18 protein-coding genes are annotated in these 19,866 nt (G+C 39.2%); 17 read left to right on the forward strand and 1 reads right to left on the reverse strand.

Annotated features, from left to right (window positions below; genetic code table 11):
* Nucleotides 1-418: 418 nt before the first annotated feature.
* The 17 genes from CZ367_RS09905 to CZ367_RS09980 all read left to right on the forward strand — a co-directional run bounded on the left by CZ367_RS09905 (nucleotide 419) and on the right by CZ367_RS09980 (nucleotide 18,644).
* Entirely contained in the window at nucleotides 419-1,309 is an 891-nt protein-coding gene (locus CZ367_RS09905) for a toprim domain-containing protein (protein ID WP_077196731.1), read from the forward strand.
* Nucleotides 1,310-1,452: 143 nt separating this feature from the next.
* Nucleotides 1,453-1,806, forward strand: a complete 354-nt coding sequence (locus tag CZ367_RS09910) for a MobC family plasmid mobilization relaxosome protein (RefSeq protein WP_077196732.1) — start codon at nucleotides 1,453-1,455, stop codon at nucleotides 1,804-1,806.
* A complete protein-coding gene (locus tag CZ367_RS09915; protein ID WP_144005978.1) occupies nucleotides 1,803-2,735 on the forward strand; it encodes a relaxase/mobilization nuclease domain-containing protein in 933 nt (310 codons plus the stop codon). Before CZ367_RS09910 ends, CZ367_RS09915 begins: the two co-directional genes overlap by 4 nt.
* Nucleotides 2,725-3,387: a hypothetical protein gene (locus CZ367_RS09920; protein ID WP_077196733.1), complete on the forward strand. Its 663-nt coding sequence runs from the start codon at nucleotides 2,725-2,727 to the stop codon at nucleotides 3,385-3,387. The genes CZ367_RS09915 and CZ367_RS09920 overlap by 11 nt, the downstream gene beginning before the upstream one ends.
* A 100-nt stretch (nucleotides 3,388-3,487) precedes the next feature.
* Nucleotides 3,488-3,694, forward strand: a complete 207-nt coding sequence (locus tag CZ367_RS09925) for a helix-turn-helix domain-containing protein (protein WP_036875357.1) — start codon at nucleotides 3,488-3,490, stop codon at nucleotides 3,692-3,694.
* 56 nt (nucleotides 3,695-3,750) lie between these two features.
* Nucleotides 3,751-5,256 (forward strand): class I SAM-dependent DNA methyltransferase, encoded by a 1,506-nt coding sequence (locus CZ367_RS09930; RefSeq protein WP_077196734.1) that lies wholly within the window; start codon nucleotides 3,751-3,753, stop codon nucleotides 5,254-5,256.
* A 47-nt stretch (nucleotides 5,257-5,303) separates the two neighbouring features.
* Nucleotides 5,304-6,296, forward strand: coding sequence for a site-specific tyrosine recombinase/integron integrase (gene xerA / locus CZ367_RS09935; protein WP_077196735.1), 993 nt, complete (start codon nucleotides 5,304-5,306; stop codon nucleotides 6,294-6,296).
* Between the two features lie 108 nt (nucleotides 6,297-6,404).
* On the forward strand, nucleotides 6,405-9,500 hold the full coding sequence (locus tag CZ367_RS09940) for a type I restriction endonuclease subunit R (RefSeq protein WP_077196736.1): 3,096 nt from the start codon (nucleotides 6,405-6,407) through the stop codon (nucleotides 9,498-9,500).
* A 24-nt stretch (nucleotides 9,501-9,524) separates the two neighbouring features.
* Nucleotides 9,525-10,073, forward strand: coding sequence for a TIR domain-containing protein (locus tag CZ367_RS09945; protein ID WP_077196737.1), 549 nt, complete (start codon nucleotides 9,525-9,527; stop codon nucleotides 10,071-10,073).
* Between the two features lie 2 nt (nucleotides 10,074-10,075).
* Nucleotides 10,076-11,491 (forward strand): SIR2 family protein, encoded by a 1,416-nt coding sequence (locus CZ367_RS09950; RefSeq protein ID WP_036861313.1) that lies wholly within the window; start codon nucleotides 10,076-10,078, stop codon nucleotides 11,489-11,491.
* A 1-nt stretch (nucleotide 11,492) separates the two neighbouring features.
* Nucleotides 11,493-12,104, forward strand: a complete 612-nt coding sequence (locus CZ367_RS09955) for a TIR domain-containing protein (protein WP_077196738.1) — start codon at nucleotides 11,493-11,495, stop codon at nucleotides 12,102-12,104.
* A 229-nt stretch (nucleotides 12,105-12,333) separates the two neighbouring features.
* Nucleotides 12,334-12,459 (forward strand): hypothetical protein, encoded by a 126-nt coding sequence (locus CZ367_RS16490; protein ID WP_262500736.1) that lies wholly within the window; start codon nucleotides 12,334-12,336, stop codon nucleotides 12,457-12,459.
* Nucleotides 12,460-12,773: 314 nt separating this feature from the next.
* Nucleotides 12,774-13,355, forward strand: a complete 582-nt coding sequence (locus CZ367_RS09960; RefSeq protein WP_449421167.1) for a transposase — start codon at nucleotides 12,774-12,776, stop codon at nucleotides 13,353-13,355.
* A gap of 839 nt (nucleotides 13,356-14,194) precedes the next feature.
* On the forward strand, nucleotides 14,195-15,358 hold the full coding sequence (locus tag CZ367_RS09965; protein ID WP_077196739.1) for a replication initiation protein: 1,164 nt from the start codon (nucleotides 14,195-14,197) through the stop codon (nucleotides 15,356-15,358).
* Nucleotides 15,359-15,667: 309 nt separating this feature from the next.
* On the forward strand, nucleotides 15,668-16,051 hold the full coding sequence (locus tag CZ367_RS09970; protein WP_077196740.1) for a hypothetical protein: 384 nt from the start codon (nucleotides 15,668-15,670) through the stop codon (nucleotides 16,049-16,051).
* A 132-nt stretch (nucleotides 16,052-16,183) separates the two neighbouring features.
* Entirely contained in the window at nucleotides 16,184-18,247 is a 2,064-nt protein-coding gene (locus CZ367_RS09975; RefSeq protein WP_077196741.1) for a TonB-dependent receptor plug domain-containing protein, read from the forward strand.
* Nucleotides 18,248-18,314: 67 nt separating this feature from the next.
* Nucleotides 18,315-18,644, forward strand: a complete 330-nt coding sequence (locus CZ367_RS09980) for a heavy-metal-associated domain-containing protein (RefSeq protein WP_077196742.1) — start codon at nucleotides 18,315-18,317, stop codon at nucleotides 18,642-18,644.
* Between the two features lie 377 nt (nucleotides 18,645-19,021).
* On the opposite strand, the gene murI is transcribed toward CZ367_RS09980, so the two are convergent.
* Entirely contained in the window at nucleotides 19,022-19,864 is an 843-nt protein-coding gene (murI, locus tag CZ367_RS09985; RefSeq protein WP_077197423.1) for a glutamate racemase, read from the reverse strand.
* Between the last annotated feature and the right edge of the window lie 2 nt (nucleotides 19,865-19,866).

Genomic DNA, 19,866 nt, shown 5'->3' on the forward strand with positions numbered 1-19,866 from the left:
CAAATGGATGAAGGAAGTTCTTTCAAGACCCCTGCCCGACATGACGGAGGAGGAACTCACGAAAATGCTACCTTCAAACTTCAAATAACAAATAACCCTTATATGCTGCCAGACATATAAGGGTTATTTGTTGGTGTGAAAGTCGGCTAATATTGGATGCTTACAATCCTTTTATTCAAAGTTACAATACTAATTATTAATACTACTTTACTACAAAGAGATATAAAGCATTGAAAGAAAAAAGGTTAGACCGTAGTAAATAATGATATAAGGTATTACTACCTCATTACTACCAACCGACCATATACATGTGCAATGATTACTACAAAGATAGTTTGTACTACATATTTTTCTTTCATTGCCAATGACTTACAAGAATATCACATTGTAGTAAGTACTAAACTTAAAAGTTACAAGTATGACAATAGATGAAATTAAAGCAATATCAATTAAAGATTACTTAGGTAGTATGTCTATATACCCTATAAAAAATTATGGCTATTATGGAATGTATAAAAGTCCATTCCGAAATGAACATACTCCAAGTTTCAAAGTTGATTATAACCAAAATCTATGGTATGACTTTGCACTTAATGAAGGTGGAAGTCTTATAGATTTAGTTATGAAATTACATAATTGCAGTTTAGTACAAGCTATAGAGTTGTTTAATAGCAAACAAAATAATCTACCAAAATTTTCCATAGCTAATAGCAAAACATTTTCTCCAAGCCAATCACGTATAGAGGTTGTCGGCTCTACCAACTTATGCCATCCAAATCTCATAGAATATTTCACACATAGAGGAATCAATCTGAACATTGCGAAAAAATATTGTAGGGAAATCCATTATAGAATTGGTTATAAGAGTTTTTACGCAATAGGCTTTCCAAACAATTCTTATGGGTATGCGTTGCGCAATCCATACTTCAAAGGATGTTTGCCACCTTCCGATGTGTCGTATGTTCCCAATCCTTCAGAACAAATCAATCTATTTGAAGGTTTTATGGATTATCTTAGTCTGCTTACGATGAGTCCAGATGAAGAGAAGAAAGCTACACTGATACTTAACTCGATTAATAATATCAAAAAGTCAAGATTTTTTCTTTCAAAGCACAAGCTCATCTGTTCATATTTAGATAATGATGAAGGAGGAAAGCGAACTTTAGAACAACTTAAAAGAGATGGTTTTACTGTCCAAGACTGCTCTTTCGTATTCCAGAATTATAAAGACCTAAATGAGTATTTATGTGCTGAATTCAAGCATTCAAAGAAAACAGAAAACAAGAAAATCAAAGGGATTAAGCTATGATTGTAGGATTTGCTTTGCGTAATCTGTTTTTCGAGGAGCAAGTTTATGTTTTGGGCATACCAAAACCACTTGCTCCACCTCCTGACAGTCGTTGCAGAGAATTATCCCGCTGGTCTCCATCAAATCAAATTAAAGAAACAAGTATGATAAAAACAGAATATAAAAAAGGTGGTCGTCCAACCAAGGGCGTAGCCGAAAAGAAGAAATACCGTATCACGGTGAAACTGAATACGCAGGATTACTATACGCTCAAAGGCAAAGCCAAAAGCGTAGGAGTAACCATGAGTGAGTTTGTAAGAAAAATTCTTGATAAAGGAAATGTCATTGAACGACTGACCGTAGAGCAAGCAGACTTCATCCGCAAGCTGTGTGGAATGGCAAATAACCTCAATCAATTGGCACATCGTGCCAATGCGGATGGGTTTCATGCCGTTGCTCCTTTCCACAAAATCATCATTGGCAAGATTGACGAAATTCTAAATCTGATACGAAAATGATTGCCAAGATAATGAAAGGTTCAGGCTTCAAGGGTGTTATTAATTACATCCTTGACCCGAAGAAAGGAACGGAGCTCATTGATAGTTCCGGAGTGAGAACGGAGAGCATCAACCATATTGTCCAAAGTTTCATCGACCAGACAAAACTGAATCCACGAGTAAGCAAGGTTGTGGGGCATATCTCCCTGAGTTTCTCGGCACAGGATTCTTCCAAGCTCAGTAATGAATGGATGGCGCAGATCGCTCGTGAATACATGGAGAAGATGGGAATAAAAGATACGCAGTACATTATCGGTCGCCATTTCGATAAGGAGCACCCTCATATACATATCGCTTTCAATCGGATAGATAACAACGGCAAGACTATCTCTGACCGTAACGATAGGTTCAAAAGTGAGAAGATTTGTAAGGAACTGACCACCAAATATGGTTTATACTTTGCTGATGGCAAGGAGAAAGTCAAAGAGTATCGCTTAAAAGAACCTGATAAGACCAAGTATGAAATTTATCAGATGTTGAAAGCAGAGATTGCTCAGTGCAGGAATTGGAAAGACCTTCTTGCTCACTTGAAAAAGCAAGATATTGATGTCCGTTTCAAGTACAAAGGCAACTCACAGGAAGTTCAAGGTATTATCTTTGAAAAGAATGGCTATCGTTTCAATGGCTCTAAGGTGGACAGGAGTTTCAGTTATTCCAAGATTGACTTTGCCCTGCAACAAAATGATAGGGAACACGGTCAGCAGATGCAAGGAACGATGAATCTTATATCTAATGTTGCAGATGTTACGAGCCAAATAGCCAACGACCTTATAGAAGGAGGATTGGGATTGTTCCAGATTCATGGCACTGTCCCTGCGGAGGTTTACAATACGCTCGACAAAAAGAAGAAAAGAAGAAACGTAAAATACATTTATAATTATGGCAGATAATAATACATTTGTCCTCTTTGAGGAAATCAAAAACAAACTGGAGACAATTTACAGGGAACTAAAGGAGTTGAAAGAAAAGGAGAACGGTTCTATTTCCCTCCCTGTTCAATCTACACCAGCACAAAGTGACGAACAGAAGGAACAGGAATTGCTCAATCAGTATGAACAGCGAACAAAAGAAGTGATTAACAAGTATATTGGTGTGCAAGTGCGCATCAAGGACGAGGAGGCTAAATCCATAGACAAATTGGTGGCAAGTGTCTTGACTATGCTGCACGAATGGCAGGAGAATAAAGAGCATCCAATACCGCAGGAACATATTCACAGGCACAGTTTTGACCTCAAGTCCTCGAAAGTCTTTACTTATATGGTAGCAGTGTCTATCCTTTGTCTTGTTTCTTTGGTCGGCAATTACTCCTTGTGGCAAAGTAAACAGCAATACAAAGACGATGCCTTGAAATTTCGTATCATTAGAGTATGGCGAGGTTGTAGCCCTAAGGAAATCCTATGGCTCAATGATGTGTTTGACATTCATCGCAATGAAAAAATTATCAAACTAATCAAGGAAAAAGCAGATTATTACGACATGGAATTAAAACAAAAGGCGGATAGTTTGATGCAGAATAACCTGCAAAATAAGAAAAACAAATAGTGTTGAACACATAAACTCTAATAAGAGGGGAAAATTCCCCTCTTATTAAGTATTTTATACAAGAAAATTTACTATATTTGCAAACAATCAGATGATATTTATGGAAAGTCCAACTAATAGAATTAAAGAAGTGCTTATCGAGAAAGGGATTAAGCAAACATGGCTTGCAGAGAAACTCGGTAAGAGTTTCACTATTGTGAACTCCTACGTTTGCAATCGTCGACAGCCAAGCCTAGAATTGCTATTTCAGATAGCAGAAATCTTGCAGGTTAATCCAAAGGAATTGATTAACACCCCAGATGACTAATAAGAAGTTTTTCGATATACACCAAGAATAAAGTTTAGACATTATAAAAAAGAATCATGGCAAAACAAAATACAGCTGATATTGGATTTGAAAAGGAAATATGGAAAGCAGCAGATTTGCTTCGTGGCAATCTTGATGCTTCCGAATACAAATCGGTAGTATTGGGATTGATTTTTCTAAAATACATCTCCGATAAGTTTGAAACCAAATATCAAGAATTAGTCAATAATGGTGAAGGATTCGAGGAAGACCGCGATGAATATATGGCGGATAATATTTTCTTTGTCCCACAAGAAGCACGGTGGAGTGTGGTAGCAAAAGCAGCCCATACACCAGAAATAGGTACGATAATCGACAATGCCATGCGTCTTATTGAAAAGGAGAATCTCCGTTTGAAAGGCATTCTGCCCAAAAATTTCGCCCGACCAGAATTAGACAAAAGGCGTTTGGGCGATGTGGTAGATTTATTTACTAATATTCAAATGAAAGAACATGGAGATTCCAAAGATATATTGGGACGTACATATGAATATTGTCTTTCTAAATTTGCAGAAGCAGAAGGGAAATTAGCAGGAGAATTTTATACACCTGCTTGTATTGTTCAAACACTTGTCGAAGTTCTGAAACCTTATCACGGACGAGTATATGACCCTGCTTGCGGATCTGGTGGAATGTTCGTACAGTCTGCCAAATTCATAGAAAGGCATCAAGGCAATATCAAAGATATTTCTGTCTATGGTCAAGACAGCAATCCTACGACATGGAAGATGGCTCAGATGAATCTTGCCATTCGAGGCATTGAGGCTGATCTGGGTAAGTTTAATGCAGATACATTCTTTGACGACCAACACCCCACATTAAAAGCAGATTTTATCATGGCTAATCCGCCTTTCAATCTCAGTGATTGGGGAGCAGACAAGTTGCAAGATGATGTGCGTTGGAAATTTGGCATTCCACCATCTGGCAATGCCAACTTTGCATGGTTGCAACACATGATTCATCATTTATCTCCCAAAGGGAAAATAGGTATGGTATTGGCAAATGGTTCTTTATCTTCACAGACAGGAGGGGAAGGAACGATTCGTGAGAATATCATCAAGGCCGATTTAATAGAAGGTATCGTTGCCCTACCCTCACAGTTGTTTTATACCACAGGTATTCCTGTTTCTCTATGGTTCCTCAATCGAGAGAAGAAACAGAAAGATAAAATTCTGTTTGTAGATGCAAGAAACATGGGAACAATGGTTACCCGCAAACTTCGTGAGCTCCAAGAAGCAGATATTAAAAAGATTGCAGACACTTTTGATAAATATAGTGATGGTACACTTGAGAATGAAAAAGGCTTCTGTGCAGTTGTAGCCCTTGACGATGTGGCAAAACAAGACTATATTCTTACCCCCGGACGCTATGTTGGCATTGCAGAACAGGAAGACGATGGTATTCCTTTTCAAGAGAAGATGGACAAACTCACAACTGAATTGTCCGATTTGTTTGCCCAATCTCATGATTTGGAGGATGAGATACGAAAACAGTTGGCAAGCATAGGATTCATTATCAAGTAAATGACCGCATGTTCTTCCATATTATCAATTCATTAATATAGAAGAACATGAAAGAAAATTTGATTTTAGAAATTAGCAATGCAATGGCAGGTATATTAAGTGTAGAACAAATGGCACAACTCAATGGAGTATTATTGCAAGTAATTAGTAACTACTCCATTACGGCAGGCGACGAGCTGATGCAGGAGAACAATGCATCTAACGAACGTCTGTTAGAGATATTCTTGTCAGCTAAGCAAGTTGAAGGTTGCACCACACCTACCATAAAATATTATGGCTCGACCATCAATCAGCTTTTCAAGAAAATGCCAAAAAAAGTTACGAACTATACAACAGAGGATATTCGTGCTTATTTGGCTGTATTTCAACAGAAACACAAATCGAGTAAAGTTACAATAGACAATATCCGTCGTATCTTTTCATCTTTCTTTTCATGGTTAGAGGATGAGGATTACATCATTAAAAGTCCTGTACGTAGAATACACAAGGTTAAGACAGGAACACAGATTAAGGAAGTCCTTACTGACGAAAATTTGGAACAACTGCGCGATAACTGTTCAAGGGTACGAGATTTAGCAATGATAGACCTATTGGCTTCTACTGGTATGCGTGTTGGAGAACTTGTAAAGCTCAATCGCGAGGATATAAACTTCAATGAGCGTGAGTGTATCGTTTTCGGTAAAGGCAACAAGGAACGTATCGTATATTTCAATGCTCGTGCAAAGATACATTTACAGCAATATCTCGCAGAGCGGAAAGACAGAAACAAAGCATTGTTCGTGTCCCTTGCCAAGCCACACAATCGATTACAAATATCAGGAGTTGAGACAAGATTAAGAAAGATTGGGAAGCTTTCAAAGATTGTCCGTGTCCATCCACACAAGTTCCGTCGGACACTTGCGACTATGGCTATAGATAAAGGTATGCCCGTGGAGCAAGTACAAAAACTCCTTGGGCATGTTAAAATTGATACAACCATGCACTATGCAATGGTTAATCAAACAAACGTCAAACTCTCTCACCGCAAATTCATCAGTTAAATCAAAATGCAAACAGCATATCACACATATAGCTCATATCAACCGCTATTTCATAAAAATAGGCGGATAAATGATAATTTAAAACTAACAGCTTAAAAAATAAGAACCATGCCATTCACAGAAGATAATTACGAAAAAGCACTGATATCCCTCTTTGAGGGAATGGGGTATCAATACCTGTACGGTCCAAATATTGAAAGAGACTACTATGTGCCATGTTATGAAGCACAATTAGAAGAAAGTCTGCAAACTGTTAATCCAAAGAAGCCACATGCAGCTATTCATGAAGCGATTATCAAACTACGCAATATTGATATGGGTAGTTTGGTGCAGAGGAATGAAACATTTACAGACTATTTGCAACACGGCATAGAAGTTTCTTATTTCAATGGCAAGGAAATGCGCAATGAAATGGTTTATTTGATAGACTTTGAACATACGGACAAAAACACTTTTCAAGTTATCAATCAATGGACATTCATTGAAAATGCAGAGAAACGTGCTGATATCATTGTGTTTGTGAATGGTTTACCATTGGTGGTTGTAGAATTAAAATCACCTTCCCGTGAAGAGACGGACGCTTCAGAAGCATATCTTCAACTCCGCAATTATATGAAGGATATACCATCGTTGTTCGCTTTCAATATGTTCTGTGTAATGAGCGATATGGCTCTTTCCAAAGCTGGAACAATTACCAGCAAGGAAGACCGTTATATGGACTGGAAGACAAAGGATGGCAATTATGAAACAAACGAAGAACTGCACTACGATACCTTTTTTGAAGGAATATTTCAAAGAGAACGGCTTTTGGATATCATCAAGAATTTTATTTGTTTCTCCAAAGAAGAAAGAGGGAGTGCCAAGATATTAGCTGGATATCATCAGTATTTTGCTGTGAAGAAAGCCATCGAACGTACCAAACATGCTACAGTAAGTAATGGTAAAATCGGTGTATTCTGGCATACGCAAGGCAGCGGAAAATCATTGTCAATGGTTTTCTACGCCCACTTGCTGCAACAAGAGTTATCACAACCTACTATTGTTGTGATTACCGACCGCAACGATTTAGACGATCAACTCTATACCCAATTTTCTAAATGTAAGGAGTTCTTGCGCCAAACTCCAATACAAGCCAATAGTCGAGAGAATCTAAAAGAGCTATTGAGTGGACGAGAAGCTAATGGCATTATCTTCACAACCATGCAGAAGTTTGAGGAATCTGACGAACCTTTGTCAGAGCGAAGAAATATTATCGTGATGACTGATGAGGCGCATAGAGGACAATATGGCTTTGAGGAGAAAGTCGACGCCACTACAGGTAAAATCTCTATCGGCACGGCAAGAATCATTCACAATTCACTACCCAATGCTTCATATATTGGCTTTACTGGTACACCTATCTCTACTAAAGATCGAGATACCGTAGAGGTTTTTGGTGATTATATTGATATTTATGATATGACGCAGGCGGTCAACGATGGTGCTACTTGTCCTGTATATTATGAATCTAGAGTTATCAATCTAAATCTTGACGATGCTACCTTGCAAGCCCTTGATGACGAATACGAGCTGTTGGCTGAAGAAGGTGCAACGACAGAACAAATAGAGAAAAGCAAGAAGGAGATGTCACACTTGGAAGAGATACTCGGTGCACCAGCTACCATCGATTCTCTTTGCCAAGACATTCTCAAACACTATGAGGAAAACCGTCAATATGAATTGACAGGTAAGGCCATGATAGTGGCATATTCGCGTCCCATAGCGATGAGTATTTATCACCGACTATTGGAGCTTCGCCCAAAATGGACGGATAAAGTGAAAGTTGTCATGACGGGCAGCAACCAAGACCCAGAAGAATGGCACGACATTATCGGAAATAAGCAGTATAAGAAAGAACTTGCCAAACGATTTAAGGATGACAACGACCCGATGAAGATTGCTATTGTAGTCGATATGTGGCTCACAGGCTTCGACGTTCCCTCATTGGCAACTATGTATGTTTACAAACCAATGAGCGGACATAACCTAATGCAAGCCATTGCACGAGTGAACCGTGTATTCAATGGTAAAGTGGGTGGATTGGTTGTTGACTATATCGGTATTGCCAAAGCCTTGAGAGAAGCCATACGTGATTATACGGGGCGCGACAGAAAGAACTTTGGAAACCCAGACATCAAAGGCGTGGCTTTTACAAAGTTCAAAGAGAAGTTGGAAGTGTGCCAAGACTTATTTCATGGTTATAATTATAGTAAGTTCCACACAGGGACAGATGCTGACCGTGCTAAATTAATCAAAGGTGGTGTAAACTTCATGTTGGCAACCGACAAACAAGAACAACTGCCATTATATATGAAAGAAGCAGCATTGCTGCACAATTCCATCACTCTTTGCCGAAGCCTGTTGAATGAAGAGCAACGCTTCTTAGCTGCATTCTTTGAAACTGTGCGCACTTTGCTTTCCCGAATGACAGGAAAAGGAAAAGTTACTAAGAAAGAAATTAATGCTCGTATCAGTGAATTGCTGAAACAAAGTGTAAAAAGTGAAGGTGTAATCAATCTTTTCTCTGATGTTAAAGCCGAATTTTCCCTCTTTGATACAGCTTTCTTAGATGAAATTTCTAAGATGAAAGAAAAGAATATAGCTGTAGAACTGCTCAAAAAACTATTGGCGGAGAAAGTGGCACTCTATCAAAAGACCAATATCGTGCAGTCAGAGAAATTCTCTGACCTGCTCAATCGCTCTTTATCGAACTATTTGAAAGGATTACTCACCAATGAAGAAGTTATCCAAGAACTTTTGCAGTTGGCAAAAGATATTGCTTCAGCCGATTCAGCAGCTAATGAACTTGGACTCACTCCTGAAGAAAAGTCATTCTACGATGCCTTGACCAAACCGCAAGCAATCCACGACTTCTATAGTAATGAAGAATTGATAGCTATGACGAAAGAACTCACCGACTCTCTACGTAAGAACCGCACTATTGATTGGCAAAAGAAAGAGTCAGCCCGTGCAGGTATGCGCAGAATGATTAAACATCTACTTAAGAAATATCATTACCCACCAGAGGAAGCTGCCAATGCTTTAGAAACTGTTATTAAGCAATGCGAGCAGTGGACGGATAATGAGCAAGAGAATTATTCAACAAAATCAGCCAAGATGTATGAAATCCACGAGGGTGAAATGCAAATGGCTGCCGAACCATAAAATTAACTTTTAAATTTTATCTATATGGCAAAACATCAGGTTTTTTACAGTTTTCATTTTGCAAATGATGCCTGGAGAGCAGGACAGGTAAGAAATATGGGAGTTTTAGAAAGTAATCCCCCTGTCTCTTCTAATAAATGGGAAGAAGTTAAGCGAGAAGGAAATATTTCTATCAAACGCTGGATAAACAATAATATGAATTATAGATCATGTGTTATTGTATTAATTGGTAGCGAGACTTCGAAGAGGCAATGGTGTAAATATGAAATTGAACGAGCTTGGAAGGAAGGGAAAGGTATTGTAGGTGTCTATATACACAATCTTAAGGACGTATTTGGTTTTCAAAGTTTACAAGGCGTAAACCCTTTTAGTTTATTTTGTATTGATAAGACTATAAATTATATTGTTGAGCGTAATATTCCTGCAGATAAAGATGAGATTAACCTCTCTAAAATTTGTAAAGCATATAATCCTCCGTTCAGTTCTAGTACATCTGTCTATGATTATATAAACTGTCATATAGACGAATGGGTAGATGAAGCCATAGTAATTAGAAACCAATATCCTAAATAGACATGGCTATATCAAGAGAAGATTTCGTTAATAAGTACTTAGAAGCTTTGAACGAGGGTGACGCTGCCATATTTGCTGGTGCAGGACTATCTGCTTCAAGTGGTTGTGTTAATTGGAAAGAATTGTTATGTGATATTGCAAAAGAATTAAGTTTGGACATAGATAAGGAACAGGACTTAGTTAGTCTTGCGCAATATTATTTTAATAAAAATCGAAATCGAACAAAATTCAATGATATTATAGTAAATGCCTTTGGTAATGAAAAAAGACCCAATGATAATCATAAAATACTTTCTGATTTACCTATTGCAACTTTTTGGACAACGAATTATGATAAACTTATTGAAGAGTCTTTAAGACAAAAAGGAAAGCGATATGATGTAAAAGCAACTTGCTCCTCGCTTACAAGGAGAGTAAAAGGTGTAGATGCTGTGATATATAAAATGCATGGTGATGTTGATAATCCCGACTCTATTATTTTAATACGTGATGATTATGAGAATTATTCTCACAAGAATCACCCTTTTATTGATGCTTTAAAAGGAGATTTAATGAATAAAACTTTCCTTTTTATAGGATTTAGTTTCACTGATCCAAACTTCTCCTATATAAGTTCACAACTTAGGGTGCAGCTGGAAGGTAATCAGAGAGAACACTATTGTATTTTAAGAGATATTTCTATAGATAACTATCCTGATGAATCCGATTATCGTTATGAAAAGGTAAAGCTTCAATATTTTATTGATGATTTAAAAAGATTCAATATAAAGACAGTTCTCGTGGAGCAGTATTCTGAAATAACAGACATGTTACGAGAGATTAAATTTAAGTATAATAGTAAAACTGTGTATATATCTGGAGCTGCTGCTGAGTTTGAACCAGATGGAAGACAAGCATATGAATATTTTATAAGTAAATTAAGTGGTGCTTTAATAAATAAAAACTATAGGATAGTCTCAGGTTATGGATTAGGTGTAGGGAGCTCTGTTATTAGTGGAGCTCTAACAGAAATATACCAAAATCAGAAGAAATCATTGACAAATCAGATTATTTTGCGGCCATTTCCTCAAGGTGATGATGAAATAAAAAAACTATGGCAACAGTATAGAGAAGATATGATATCCTATAGTGGTATTTCAATCTTTATCTTAGGCAATAAACTAGAAAATGATAAAATTGTTTTATCAGATGGCATGCGTGCAGAATTTGACATATCCAGAAAACAAGGTAATTTCTTGATACCCGTAGGAAGAACTGGCTATATCTCAAAAGAACTGTGGAAAGAATATATGGACGAAATTAGTTCAAAAGAAGAATTTGCACTATATAAACAGTCTTTCCAAAAGATTGGAGACGAATCAACCCCGTTAAACGAATTAATTAATGAAGTCTTAACAATAATACAAAATATTAAATAATATGGCACATAAAACTTTTATCTCGTATAAATATAGTGAAGCTCAATCTCTAAGAGACAAAATAATAGGAGCACTTGGAGATGATGCGAAGTATTATCAAGGAGAAACTAGTGATTCTCCAGATTTAACAGACACTTCTACAGAAAACATCAAAAAGAATCTTAAGGATATGATGTTTGATACCTCTGTGACTATTGTTATAATTTCACCTAATATGAAAGAAAGCCATTGGATAGATTGGGAAATAGAATACTGCCTCAAGAAAATATCAAGAAAGGACAGAACATCTCAACGGGATGGAGTGGTTGGAGTGATAATGAAAAGCAATGGAGGGTATGACTGGTTTAAACAGATTCAAACTAATTCTGATGGATGTAGGGTTAGAACTTATAAAACCGAAAAAGTATTTGATATAATAAACAATAATAGATTCAATCAAAATCCTCAACAATATTCTTGTAATGTATGTAAATGTATAGATGCCTTAACAGGTTCGTATATAGCCTTTGTTGAAGAAGATGATTTCTTGAAGAATCCGCAGCTTTATATTGACAATGCGTATGATAAGAGTGAAAACGATGCATCAGGCTATGACATTTCACCTACACGATAATGTCTTAATAAATATAAAGGTGACAACATTCAAGATGGTTTCTAATCAAAACTACTCAAATTGAGGAAACATTTTTGTACCATAAGAATGTAAATCATTGGTAATCAGTGTTGGATATCTTTGAGGAGGTGAAGTAAAAAGAATTAAATAATTAAAGGAAACAAATAATGGCAGCAATGTTTATTCACGTTGCTGCCATTTTTCTTTTAGAAAATCTTAATCAAATTATTTGTTTAACCCAAATCGGTCGTTAGCCCAGTCAGACCAGTCGGACGTGTCAGACCAGTCAGACCAGTCGGACTTGTCTGACACGTCCGACTGGTCTGACTGGTCTGACTGGTCTAACGACCTCTAAGTTTGCAGAAGAATGCGACGCAGTCGCATAAACATTAAATAGTCTCCCCTTGAAAAGTATTTAACCATCTGGTTATCAATAAAATAATCGTTTTCAAACTTGTATATTTCTACAAAGTTTTGTATCTTTGTATAGTAAAATCTTGCAATTCAACGATGTATAAATCTCCATCCAAAGTCCGTCAGGCATCATTATTCTGGGATCTTGAGACAATGCTCTCTCCCAAGAATTCCCTGTACAAGTTAGCCAATCTGATCAATTGGGATCTGTTTGAGCAGTCTTTTGCCCCTCTTTACAGCAAGGACACTGGCCGCATGGCCAAGCCCATCCGTCTGATGGTCGGTCTGCTGATCTTGAAACACCTTCGTGACGTTTCAGACGAGAGCGTCGTGGAGCAGTTCTCGGAGAACGCCTACTTCCAGTATTTTTGCGGGATGGAGGCATTCCGCACCGACGCTCCCTGCGTTCCCACCGAGCTTGTCGAGTTCCGCCATCGCATCGGTGAATCTGGTATGGAGCTGATACTCAAGGAAAGCATCCGCATCAATCTTTTAATCGGTGATCACAGAAAAGAGGAGACGCAGGGGAAAGACGGCAAGGATGGACGTGGACGCAAGCCCGATGCGGAGCATACCGCATTCATCGACACGACGGTGCAGGAGAAGAACGTGACCTTCCCTACGGACTCGAAACTCCTGAACAAGGTGATAGCCTTTTGCCACAGCGTGGCGGAGAAGGAAAACCTCAAGGTCCGCCAGAGCTATGCCAAGGAGATAAAGGAACTGAAGCTCGTTCAGCGTTTCAGGGGTAGGAAGAACAGCAAGGCCAAAGTCAGGAAGGCCGACAAGCGGATGCGNTCCAATGGGTTTTGCTGTTATGTTGATTTAACATTTTAATTCCCCAAATAGAATTGTTTGATATTTCTTATTATATGTTCTAAATATCTTTTGTTGATGTTATGGAAAGCCAAAGTTCAACTTTGACAATGCCAAACATATATGTTTTACCACCTCAACATTGATGTTTGGCAAAGCTAAAGTTCAACTTTTACCTTCTAAAATACCACTTAACAGCACTTTTCTTGTTCACATTCTTCTTTTATTCGTTCTATATTTCCGCAATCTAAGCAGTATATTCTTGCACACTTTTTCTTGTTTACTTATTACTCATTATTAATCAACAGTTTACAATTGCACACCCATTTATACCACTTTTGTGTATCACGCTTCTTTTCAACGTATGTACGAGAATTATGACCCTTGTATTTAACACTTATCCGAAGTAAAACGGAAAAAGAGAAAAAGATAAAAGAGAAATACGTCATCTATCGAATAAGGTAACAATTGGTATAGTAGCTAAAAAATAATTCCCCAACGGGTTAACCCCCAATCGGTCGTTAGACCAGTCAGACCAGTCGGACCAGTCAGACTGTAGGATGAACCGGCCATATATGTTTTGGAGTGAGTTTGTGCCCCTTTGTAAATCAGAGTGCTCGTGGTTTGCTTTTCTCGGTTTGTCCCATTTACCTCATTGTTCTGTTTTTCTGCTTCCTACTTTTTTCCCCCTCGTCTGCTTAATGCCTATTCTCTGCTTGTAAATAATCTTTCCCAATGCAATAAAAAATACTATATTCTTGGTATCAAACACTTAATTTATTATCTTTGCAAATATTAAGTAGTATTCCCTGCATTTTACACCCCTCTTGAAAAATAGGCTGTACTCACCTTATGTATATATGGTAACAACAAAAAAGACAACAACAAAGAAAGCTTCGACAACGACAAAGCCAAGAAAAAAAGGCGCAAAGGCTAAGAAAGCTCCCGTAAAACGTACCATAAGCGACGAACTCATCCCTATAGAGGAAGAGACGTGGCTATTGCAGCCTATTGCGGTAACGATGATGCGCCACGACTATTCGCTTATACAAGTAAGAATATTGGTTTCGATAGTCGAAAGTTTGCAAGCCATTCTCCACGGCATACTCAACAACAAGCGCAATCCACAATTAGACCTCTTCAAGACCGACGAGCTTGACGAGGACGGACGTATGCCTATAAAGTTGCCTTTCAAGGAGTTAGGTGTTGACCCTAACCACTATCCACAGCTGCGCAACTCGCTAAAGATGTTGGCAGCCATACCTGTGGAAATTCCATACAAAACTGCCGAAGGGCGAAAGTACACCAAAGCCACCAACCTTTGCGATGTGTACATACCCGAAGACCGTTCGTACAACAAGTATGCTGTGCTAAAACTCGACCAAAGTGTGGCAGAACGCCTCGTTTCGTTAGATTTTGGTTATCACCGCTTGGGCAAGCAAATTGTCTTTGCGTGCAAAAATCGCTACACACAGCGCATCTATATGTTCATAGAGTCGTGGATAGACAAAGGCAGGACGGTAATCAAGACATTGGAATTTCGTAAGATGTTGCGCTTGGAGAACAATTATAAAAAGTTCTCTGACTTTTGTCGTCGTGTGCTCGAACCAGCTAAACAAGAATTGAAAGAACTTGCCGATAAGGGCTTTTGCGACTGCTATTTCGAGTATGAAAAGAAGTACGACCACGGTCAGCGTGGTGGTGAGCCAGACGAATTGATATTCCATATCTATCGTTCTAAGAACAAGATGGACGCACAGTTGGAACAGATGAACGAGATGCAACGTCGCCAGTTCCAACAAATGCTCATTCAGTACTTCGGCTTTTTGCAACCCAATGCAGCGCAAATGGCAAATCGCATAACAGCCGAAACCTATCCCGAAGTAATGCAAAAGCTGATGGAACTGCGCCAACGTTTCAACACTACCTACGTAAAAGACAAGGCTGCCTACACCTTTAAGAGTTTAGACCAACTCTTAAAGGAAAAAGAAGTACCTAATACGGTGGTTGAGGAAGTGGAGTAGGGAAGAGGAAGAAGTAGATGGTAGAAAAATAGAGTTGTCTTTTATATCTCTCTAATATTTACTTTTAACCCAAATCGGTCGTTAGACCAGTCGGACTTGTCGGACGGGTCGGACTTGTCGGACTTGTCTGACACGTCCGACTGGTCCGACTGGTCTAACGACCGATTTGGGGTAAAAATAGGGCGAAAATGAGTGAAGCTAATAGCCTGTTAGTGTTCTTCTATTATGTTGATAGCATAAAGTTTTATGATAAAAAATATTTAATTCTTGCGAGTTTAATAAAAATATTATTATCTTTGCGCCAAAATAATGAAGAAAGCAGTAAACATATTATGTATTATGTTGCTGTCCGTCTTTTTGGTATGGACAGGAACAGGTGTTGTGCTTGCACGCTGCGAGCACACAGGGCTGCTATCTGCACCAAAGCCAATTGATAATAATGACGAGTGCTTGACAGAGAAGCAGCACGGCTGTATGGAAGTACTTGTAAAAAAGTTGGCACCATCAAAGCAAGCTCAATTTAAGAGCATCGACTTAGAGCCTATTCAGCTCGCTTTATTGTCGGTTTTTGTTACGCTTACTGCGCTTTTGCCCCTTTCTTTTCACGCAAAAGCCAATGCGAAGGAGGCTGTATATCAATGGTATAGTCCGCCTCGTGCCTATCTTCGCTCGCTCACCACGCTTTTAATTTAGCCCTCTTTATCAACACAAAAGAAGTTTTGTGTTCGGATTATTGTGCCTTATAGTTTGATGAACTATAAGCAAATAGTTGTTGCTTGCATTGCAATGTGAGCAAGGATAAAGATTAAATTAAAAGACTAAACAATGAAAAAACAAATATATCTCATCGGACTATTGTCTGTATGTGCAAATACTATCTATGCCCAAACGCAGGACATAGACACACTTTCGTCGTTGAAAGAACAAACTTTAGAAGGCGTAACCGTATCGGCAAGAGCCAACACTGTACGCCGAATGGGCGGTGCAATAAATGGTCAAGACATTCTACGTGGCGAACTATACAAGGCTGCGTGTTGTAATCTTGGCGAAAGCTTTGTGAGCAATCCATCGGTAGATGTCAACTATTCGGACGCTACAACAGGTGCAAAGCAAATAAAACTGTTAGGACTTAGTGGTACATACGTGCAAATGTTGACCGAAAACTTACCCAACTTTCGTGGTGCTGCAATGCCTTATGGTTTAGGTTATGTGCCAGGTAGCTGGATGAAGAGTTTGCAAGTGAGCAAGGGTAACTCGTCAGTAAAGAATGGTTACGAGGCAATGGCAGGACAAATAAATGTGGAGTATGCTAAGCCTGAAGACGAACAAGGGGCTACCATTAATCTCTTTGGAAGCACTATGGGCAAGTTGGAAGCCAACCTTGATGCCAACTACCACATTAATGGGAATAAGAATTTGAGTACCAATATATTGGCTCACTTTGAAAACAATTGGGGACATCACGACGGAAACAACGATACTTTTCAAGACAGCCCACAAGTGCGACAGTATAATTTTCAGAACCGCTGGTTGTGGCACACTGATAAGTATATTTTGCACGCTGGTTTAGGACTATTGAAAGAAGACCGTATGAGCGGACAATATGCACACGGAAAGCACGCTGCACACATTGTAAATCCGTTCAAAATAGATATTGCTACTGATAGATACGAGGCATATATGAAGCACGCTTTTATTCTTAATCCTGAAAAGGGTAGCAATATAGCCTTATTGGGTAACGTGTCGATGCACAAACAGGCAGCTGCTTATGGTGCAAAAGTGTATAATGTGAATGAGAAGAGTGCGTATGCATCGCTGATTTACGAAACCAATTTTACACAAGCACACAATCTATCAGTGGGCTTGAGTTTGAACCACGACTACTTGCACCAGTCTACAGGTTTGCAAGATGTAGGGATAGCACTGCCCAATTATGGCGATGTTTATGGCATCCCACGCCTTATAGAGAGCGAAACTGTGCCAGGGGCGTATGCGCAATATACCTATAATCTGCACAACAGATTGGTGGCTATGGCTGGTTTGCGCATAGACCATAGCAATGTTTATGGCACATTTGTAACGCCTCGTTTCCACTTGAAATGGACACCTGCTGATGTGCTTACCATTCGTCTTTCGGCAGGTAAGGGATATAGAAGTCCACACGCATTGGCAGAAAACAACTATCTGATGGCTTCAGGTCGCAAACTTGTGATTGACAATGTAGAACAAGAACGTGCGTGGAACTACGGGGCAAACTTTGGTTTCCTTATTCCGATAAGTGGTAAGACCTTGAAACTGAACGCTGAATATTACTTCACCGACTTTAGTCGACAGACCCTTATCGATTACGACATCAATCCATTAGAACTGCACATTCGTGGGTCACGAGACAAGAGTTATTCGCACACCTTCCAGATAGACGCTACTTATCCGCTCTTTAAGGGAATGGAGGTTACGGCGGCTTATCGTTACAACCTTGTTAAGGCTACATACGGGGGCGAATTGCAGTGGAAACCATTGCAAAGTAAGTACAAAGGATTGCTCACAGCAAGCTATAAAACACCTTTAGGCTTGTGGCAGTTTGATGCTACCTTAGCTCTTAATGGTGGGGGTCGTATGCCTAAAGCATACCTAAATGCTGACGGTACACCATCGTGGGCTGATAGTTTCAAGACATACGCACAAGTAAATGCACAGGTAACACGCAATTTCCGTCACTTTTCAGTATATGTGGGAGGTGAAAACCTTGCAAACTATAAACAGCAACACCCTATTGTTGGAGCTGATGCGGTGTGGACAAACACATTTGAACCGACATTGATTTATGCGCCAGTTGAAGGGGCTATGGCTTATGTGGGTGTGCGTATCAATTTGGGAAATCGTATGTAAATCGACATAAAGGCTGTTTGGGGCAGCATTGTCTAAATAAAAAACTATAATTAGAAAGGACAAAACAATGAAAAAGAGTATTTTCACATTTATGCTATTGCTTTCAGCATTAGTAGCAACGGCTAAGGACATTAAAACCGTAGTATTCACCACCACACCACCGATGCACTGTGAGAGTTGTGAAAACAAAATAAAAGGTAATCTCCGCTTTGAGAAAGGTGTAAAGGCTATTGAAACCAACGTGGAAGAACAAAAAGTAACAGTAACCTTTGATGCAAAAAAGACCAATGCAGAAAAGTTGGGAAAGGCATTTGAGAAGTTTGGATACACAGCTAAAGAAGTGACCAAAGACGAAAAAGTGAAGGTTAACGAAGGCGAAGAATGTAAGAATATGTAGGAATAGGAAATCACGCAGTGATGCGGTTTATAGTTTATATTTAGTATGAGTAGAGGGCGTTTCGGTTAGGAAACACCCTCTTTTTATCTTCTCTTTATACACATCTTTCTTTAACTAAAATACTGCTGAAAGAAAGTTCCTTTTAAAATAGATTTTAACCCAAATCGGTCGTTAGACCAGTCGGACTATTCGGACTGGTCGGACTTGTCTGACACGTCCGAATAGTCCGACTGGTCTAACGACCGATTTGGGTTAAAGGAACGAATTTTAAGTTAAACAGAGATGTGTATAACGAGTAGCTTATTATAGGGCTATGAAGGTTTTTATCTTACCACTTTTTTAGTATAAAAATGGATTGAGAAAGGTTGATACACGAGCTATTCTAAGTCTAAATGTTCTACATCGATGCCTTCAGGGAGGAAGATGCGTGCATTATCCTTAAACTTAGCTGTATTTTCGGTTGTGAAGTATTGCACCTTACCTTGCTTAGTACAGCGTGCGTCCATATCTTTATGGCGCAAGAGATAGTCTTTCAGACTGCTTGCAACGTATTCGCCTTGAGCTATAATGCGGATGCCATCGGGCACATATTGCTTTATCTTGGGCATAAGAATGGGGTAGTGGGTGCAACCAAGGATAAGGGTATCGATGTTAGGGTCGCGCCATAAGATGTGATTGATGCGCTTTCGCACAAAATAGTCAGCCCCATCGCCCTCGGCTTCGTTGTTTTCGATGATAGGAACCCATAATGGACAAGCTACGCCCGTAACCTCGACATCGGGCCAGAGCTTTTGTATTTCCATATTATAACTCTCGCTCTTCACTGTGCCTTCGGTAGCAAGAATACCTACGTGTCGGGTTTGTGTAAGCTCGCCTATAATCTCTGCTGTAGGACGGATTACTCCCAAAACTCTGCGGGTAGGGTCTATCTCAGGCAAGTCGTTCTGCTGAATGGTGCGAAGAGCCTTAGCCGAAGCCGTATTGCACCCAAGGATTACCAAGTGGCAACCCATAGAGAAAAGTTTGAGTACAGCCTGGCGGGTGAATTGATACACCACATCGAAGGAGCGTGACCCGTATGGCGCACGTGCATTGTCGCCCAAATAGATATAATCGTATTGGGGTAGGAGGTCGCGAATTCCTTTTAAGATGGTGAGACCGCCATATCCAGAATCGAATATACCGATAGGGCCTGGTGTTTTAGGGAGTTTGTCGTCCATCA

The organism is Prevotella ihumii (assembly GCF_900155655.1).
Taxonomy (GTDB): Bacteria; Bacteroidota; Bacteroidia; order Bacteroidales; family Bacteroidaceae; genus Prevotella; species Prevotella ihumii.

Coding starts and splice junctions, on each gene's coding strand:
- CZ367_RS09905 (WP_077196731.1), top strand. CDS start 419: ATGACAATAGATGAAATTAAAGCAATATCAATTAAAGATTACTTAGGT.
- CZ367_RS09910 (WP_077196732.1), top strand. CDS start 1,453: ATGATAAAAACAGAATATAAAAAAGGTGGTCGTCCAACCAAGGGCGTA.
- CZ367_RS09915 (WP_144005978.1), top strand. CDS start 1,803: ATGATTGCCAAGATAATGAAAGGTTCAGGCTTCAAGGGTGTTATTAAT.
- CZ367_RS09920 (WP_077196733.1), top strand. CDS start 2,725: ATGGCAGATAATAATACATTTGTCCTCTTTGAGGAAATCAAAAACAAA.
- CZ367_RS09925 (WP_036875357.1), top strand. CDS start 3,488: ATGGAAAGTCCAACTAATAGAATTAAAGAAGTGCTTATCGAGAAAGGG.
- CZ367_RS09930 (WP_077196734.1), top strand. CDS start 3,751: ATGGCAAAACAAAATACAGCTGATATTGGATTTGAAAAGGAAATATGG.
- xerA (WP_077196735.1), top strand. CDS start 5,304: ATGAAAGAAAATTTGATTTTAGAAATTAGCAATGCAATGGCAGGTATA.
- CZ367_RS09940 (WP_077196736.1), top strand. CDS start 6,405: ATGCCATTCACAGAAGATAATTACGAAAAAGCACTGATATCCCTCTTT.
- CZ367_RS09945 (WP_077196737.1), top strand. CDS start 9,525: ATGGCAAAACATCAGGTTTTTTACAGTTTTCATTTTGCAAATGATGCC.
- CZ367_RS09950 (WP_036861313.1), top strand. CDS start 10,076: ATGGCTATATCAAGAGAAGATTTCGTTAATAAGTACTTAGAAGCTTTG.
- CZ367_RS09955 (WP_077196738.1), top strand. CDS start 11,493: ATGGCACATAAAACTTTTATCTCGTATAAATATAGTGAAGCTCAATCT.
- CZ367_RS09965 (WP_077196739.1), top strand. CDS start 14,195: ATGGTAACAACAAAAAAGACAACAACAAAGAAAGCTTCGACAACGACA.
- CZ367_RS09970 (WP_077196740.1), top strand. CDS start 15,668: ATGAAGAAAGCAGTAAACATATTATGTATTATGTTGCTGTCCGTCTTT.
- CZ367_RS09975 (WP_077196741.1), top strand. CDS start 16,184: ATGAAAAAACAAATATATCTCATCGGACTATTGTCTGTATGTGCAAAT.
- CZ367_RS09980 (WP_077196742.1), top strand. CDS start 18,315: ATGAAAAAGAGTATTTTCACATTTATGCTATTGCTTTCAGCATTAGTA.
- murI (WP_077197423.1), bottom strand. CDS start 19,864: ATGGACGACAAACTCCCTAAAACACCAGGCCCTATCGGTATATTCGAT.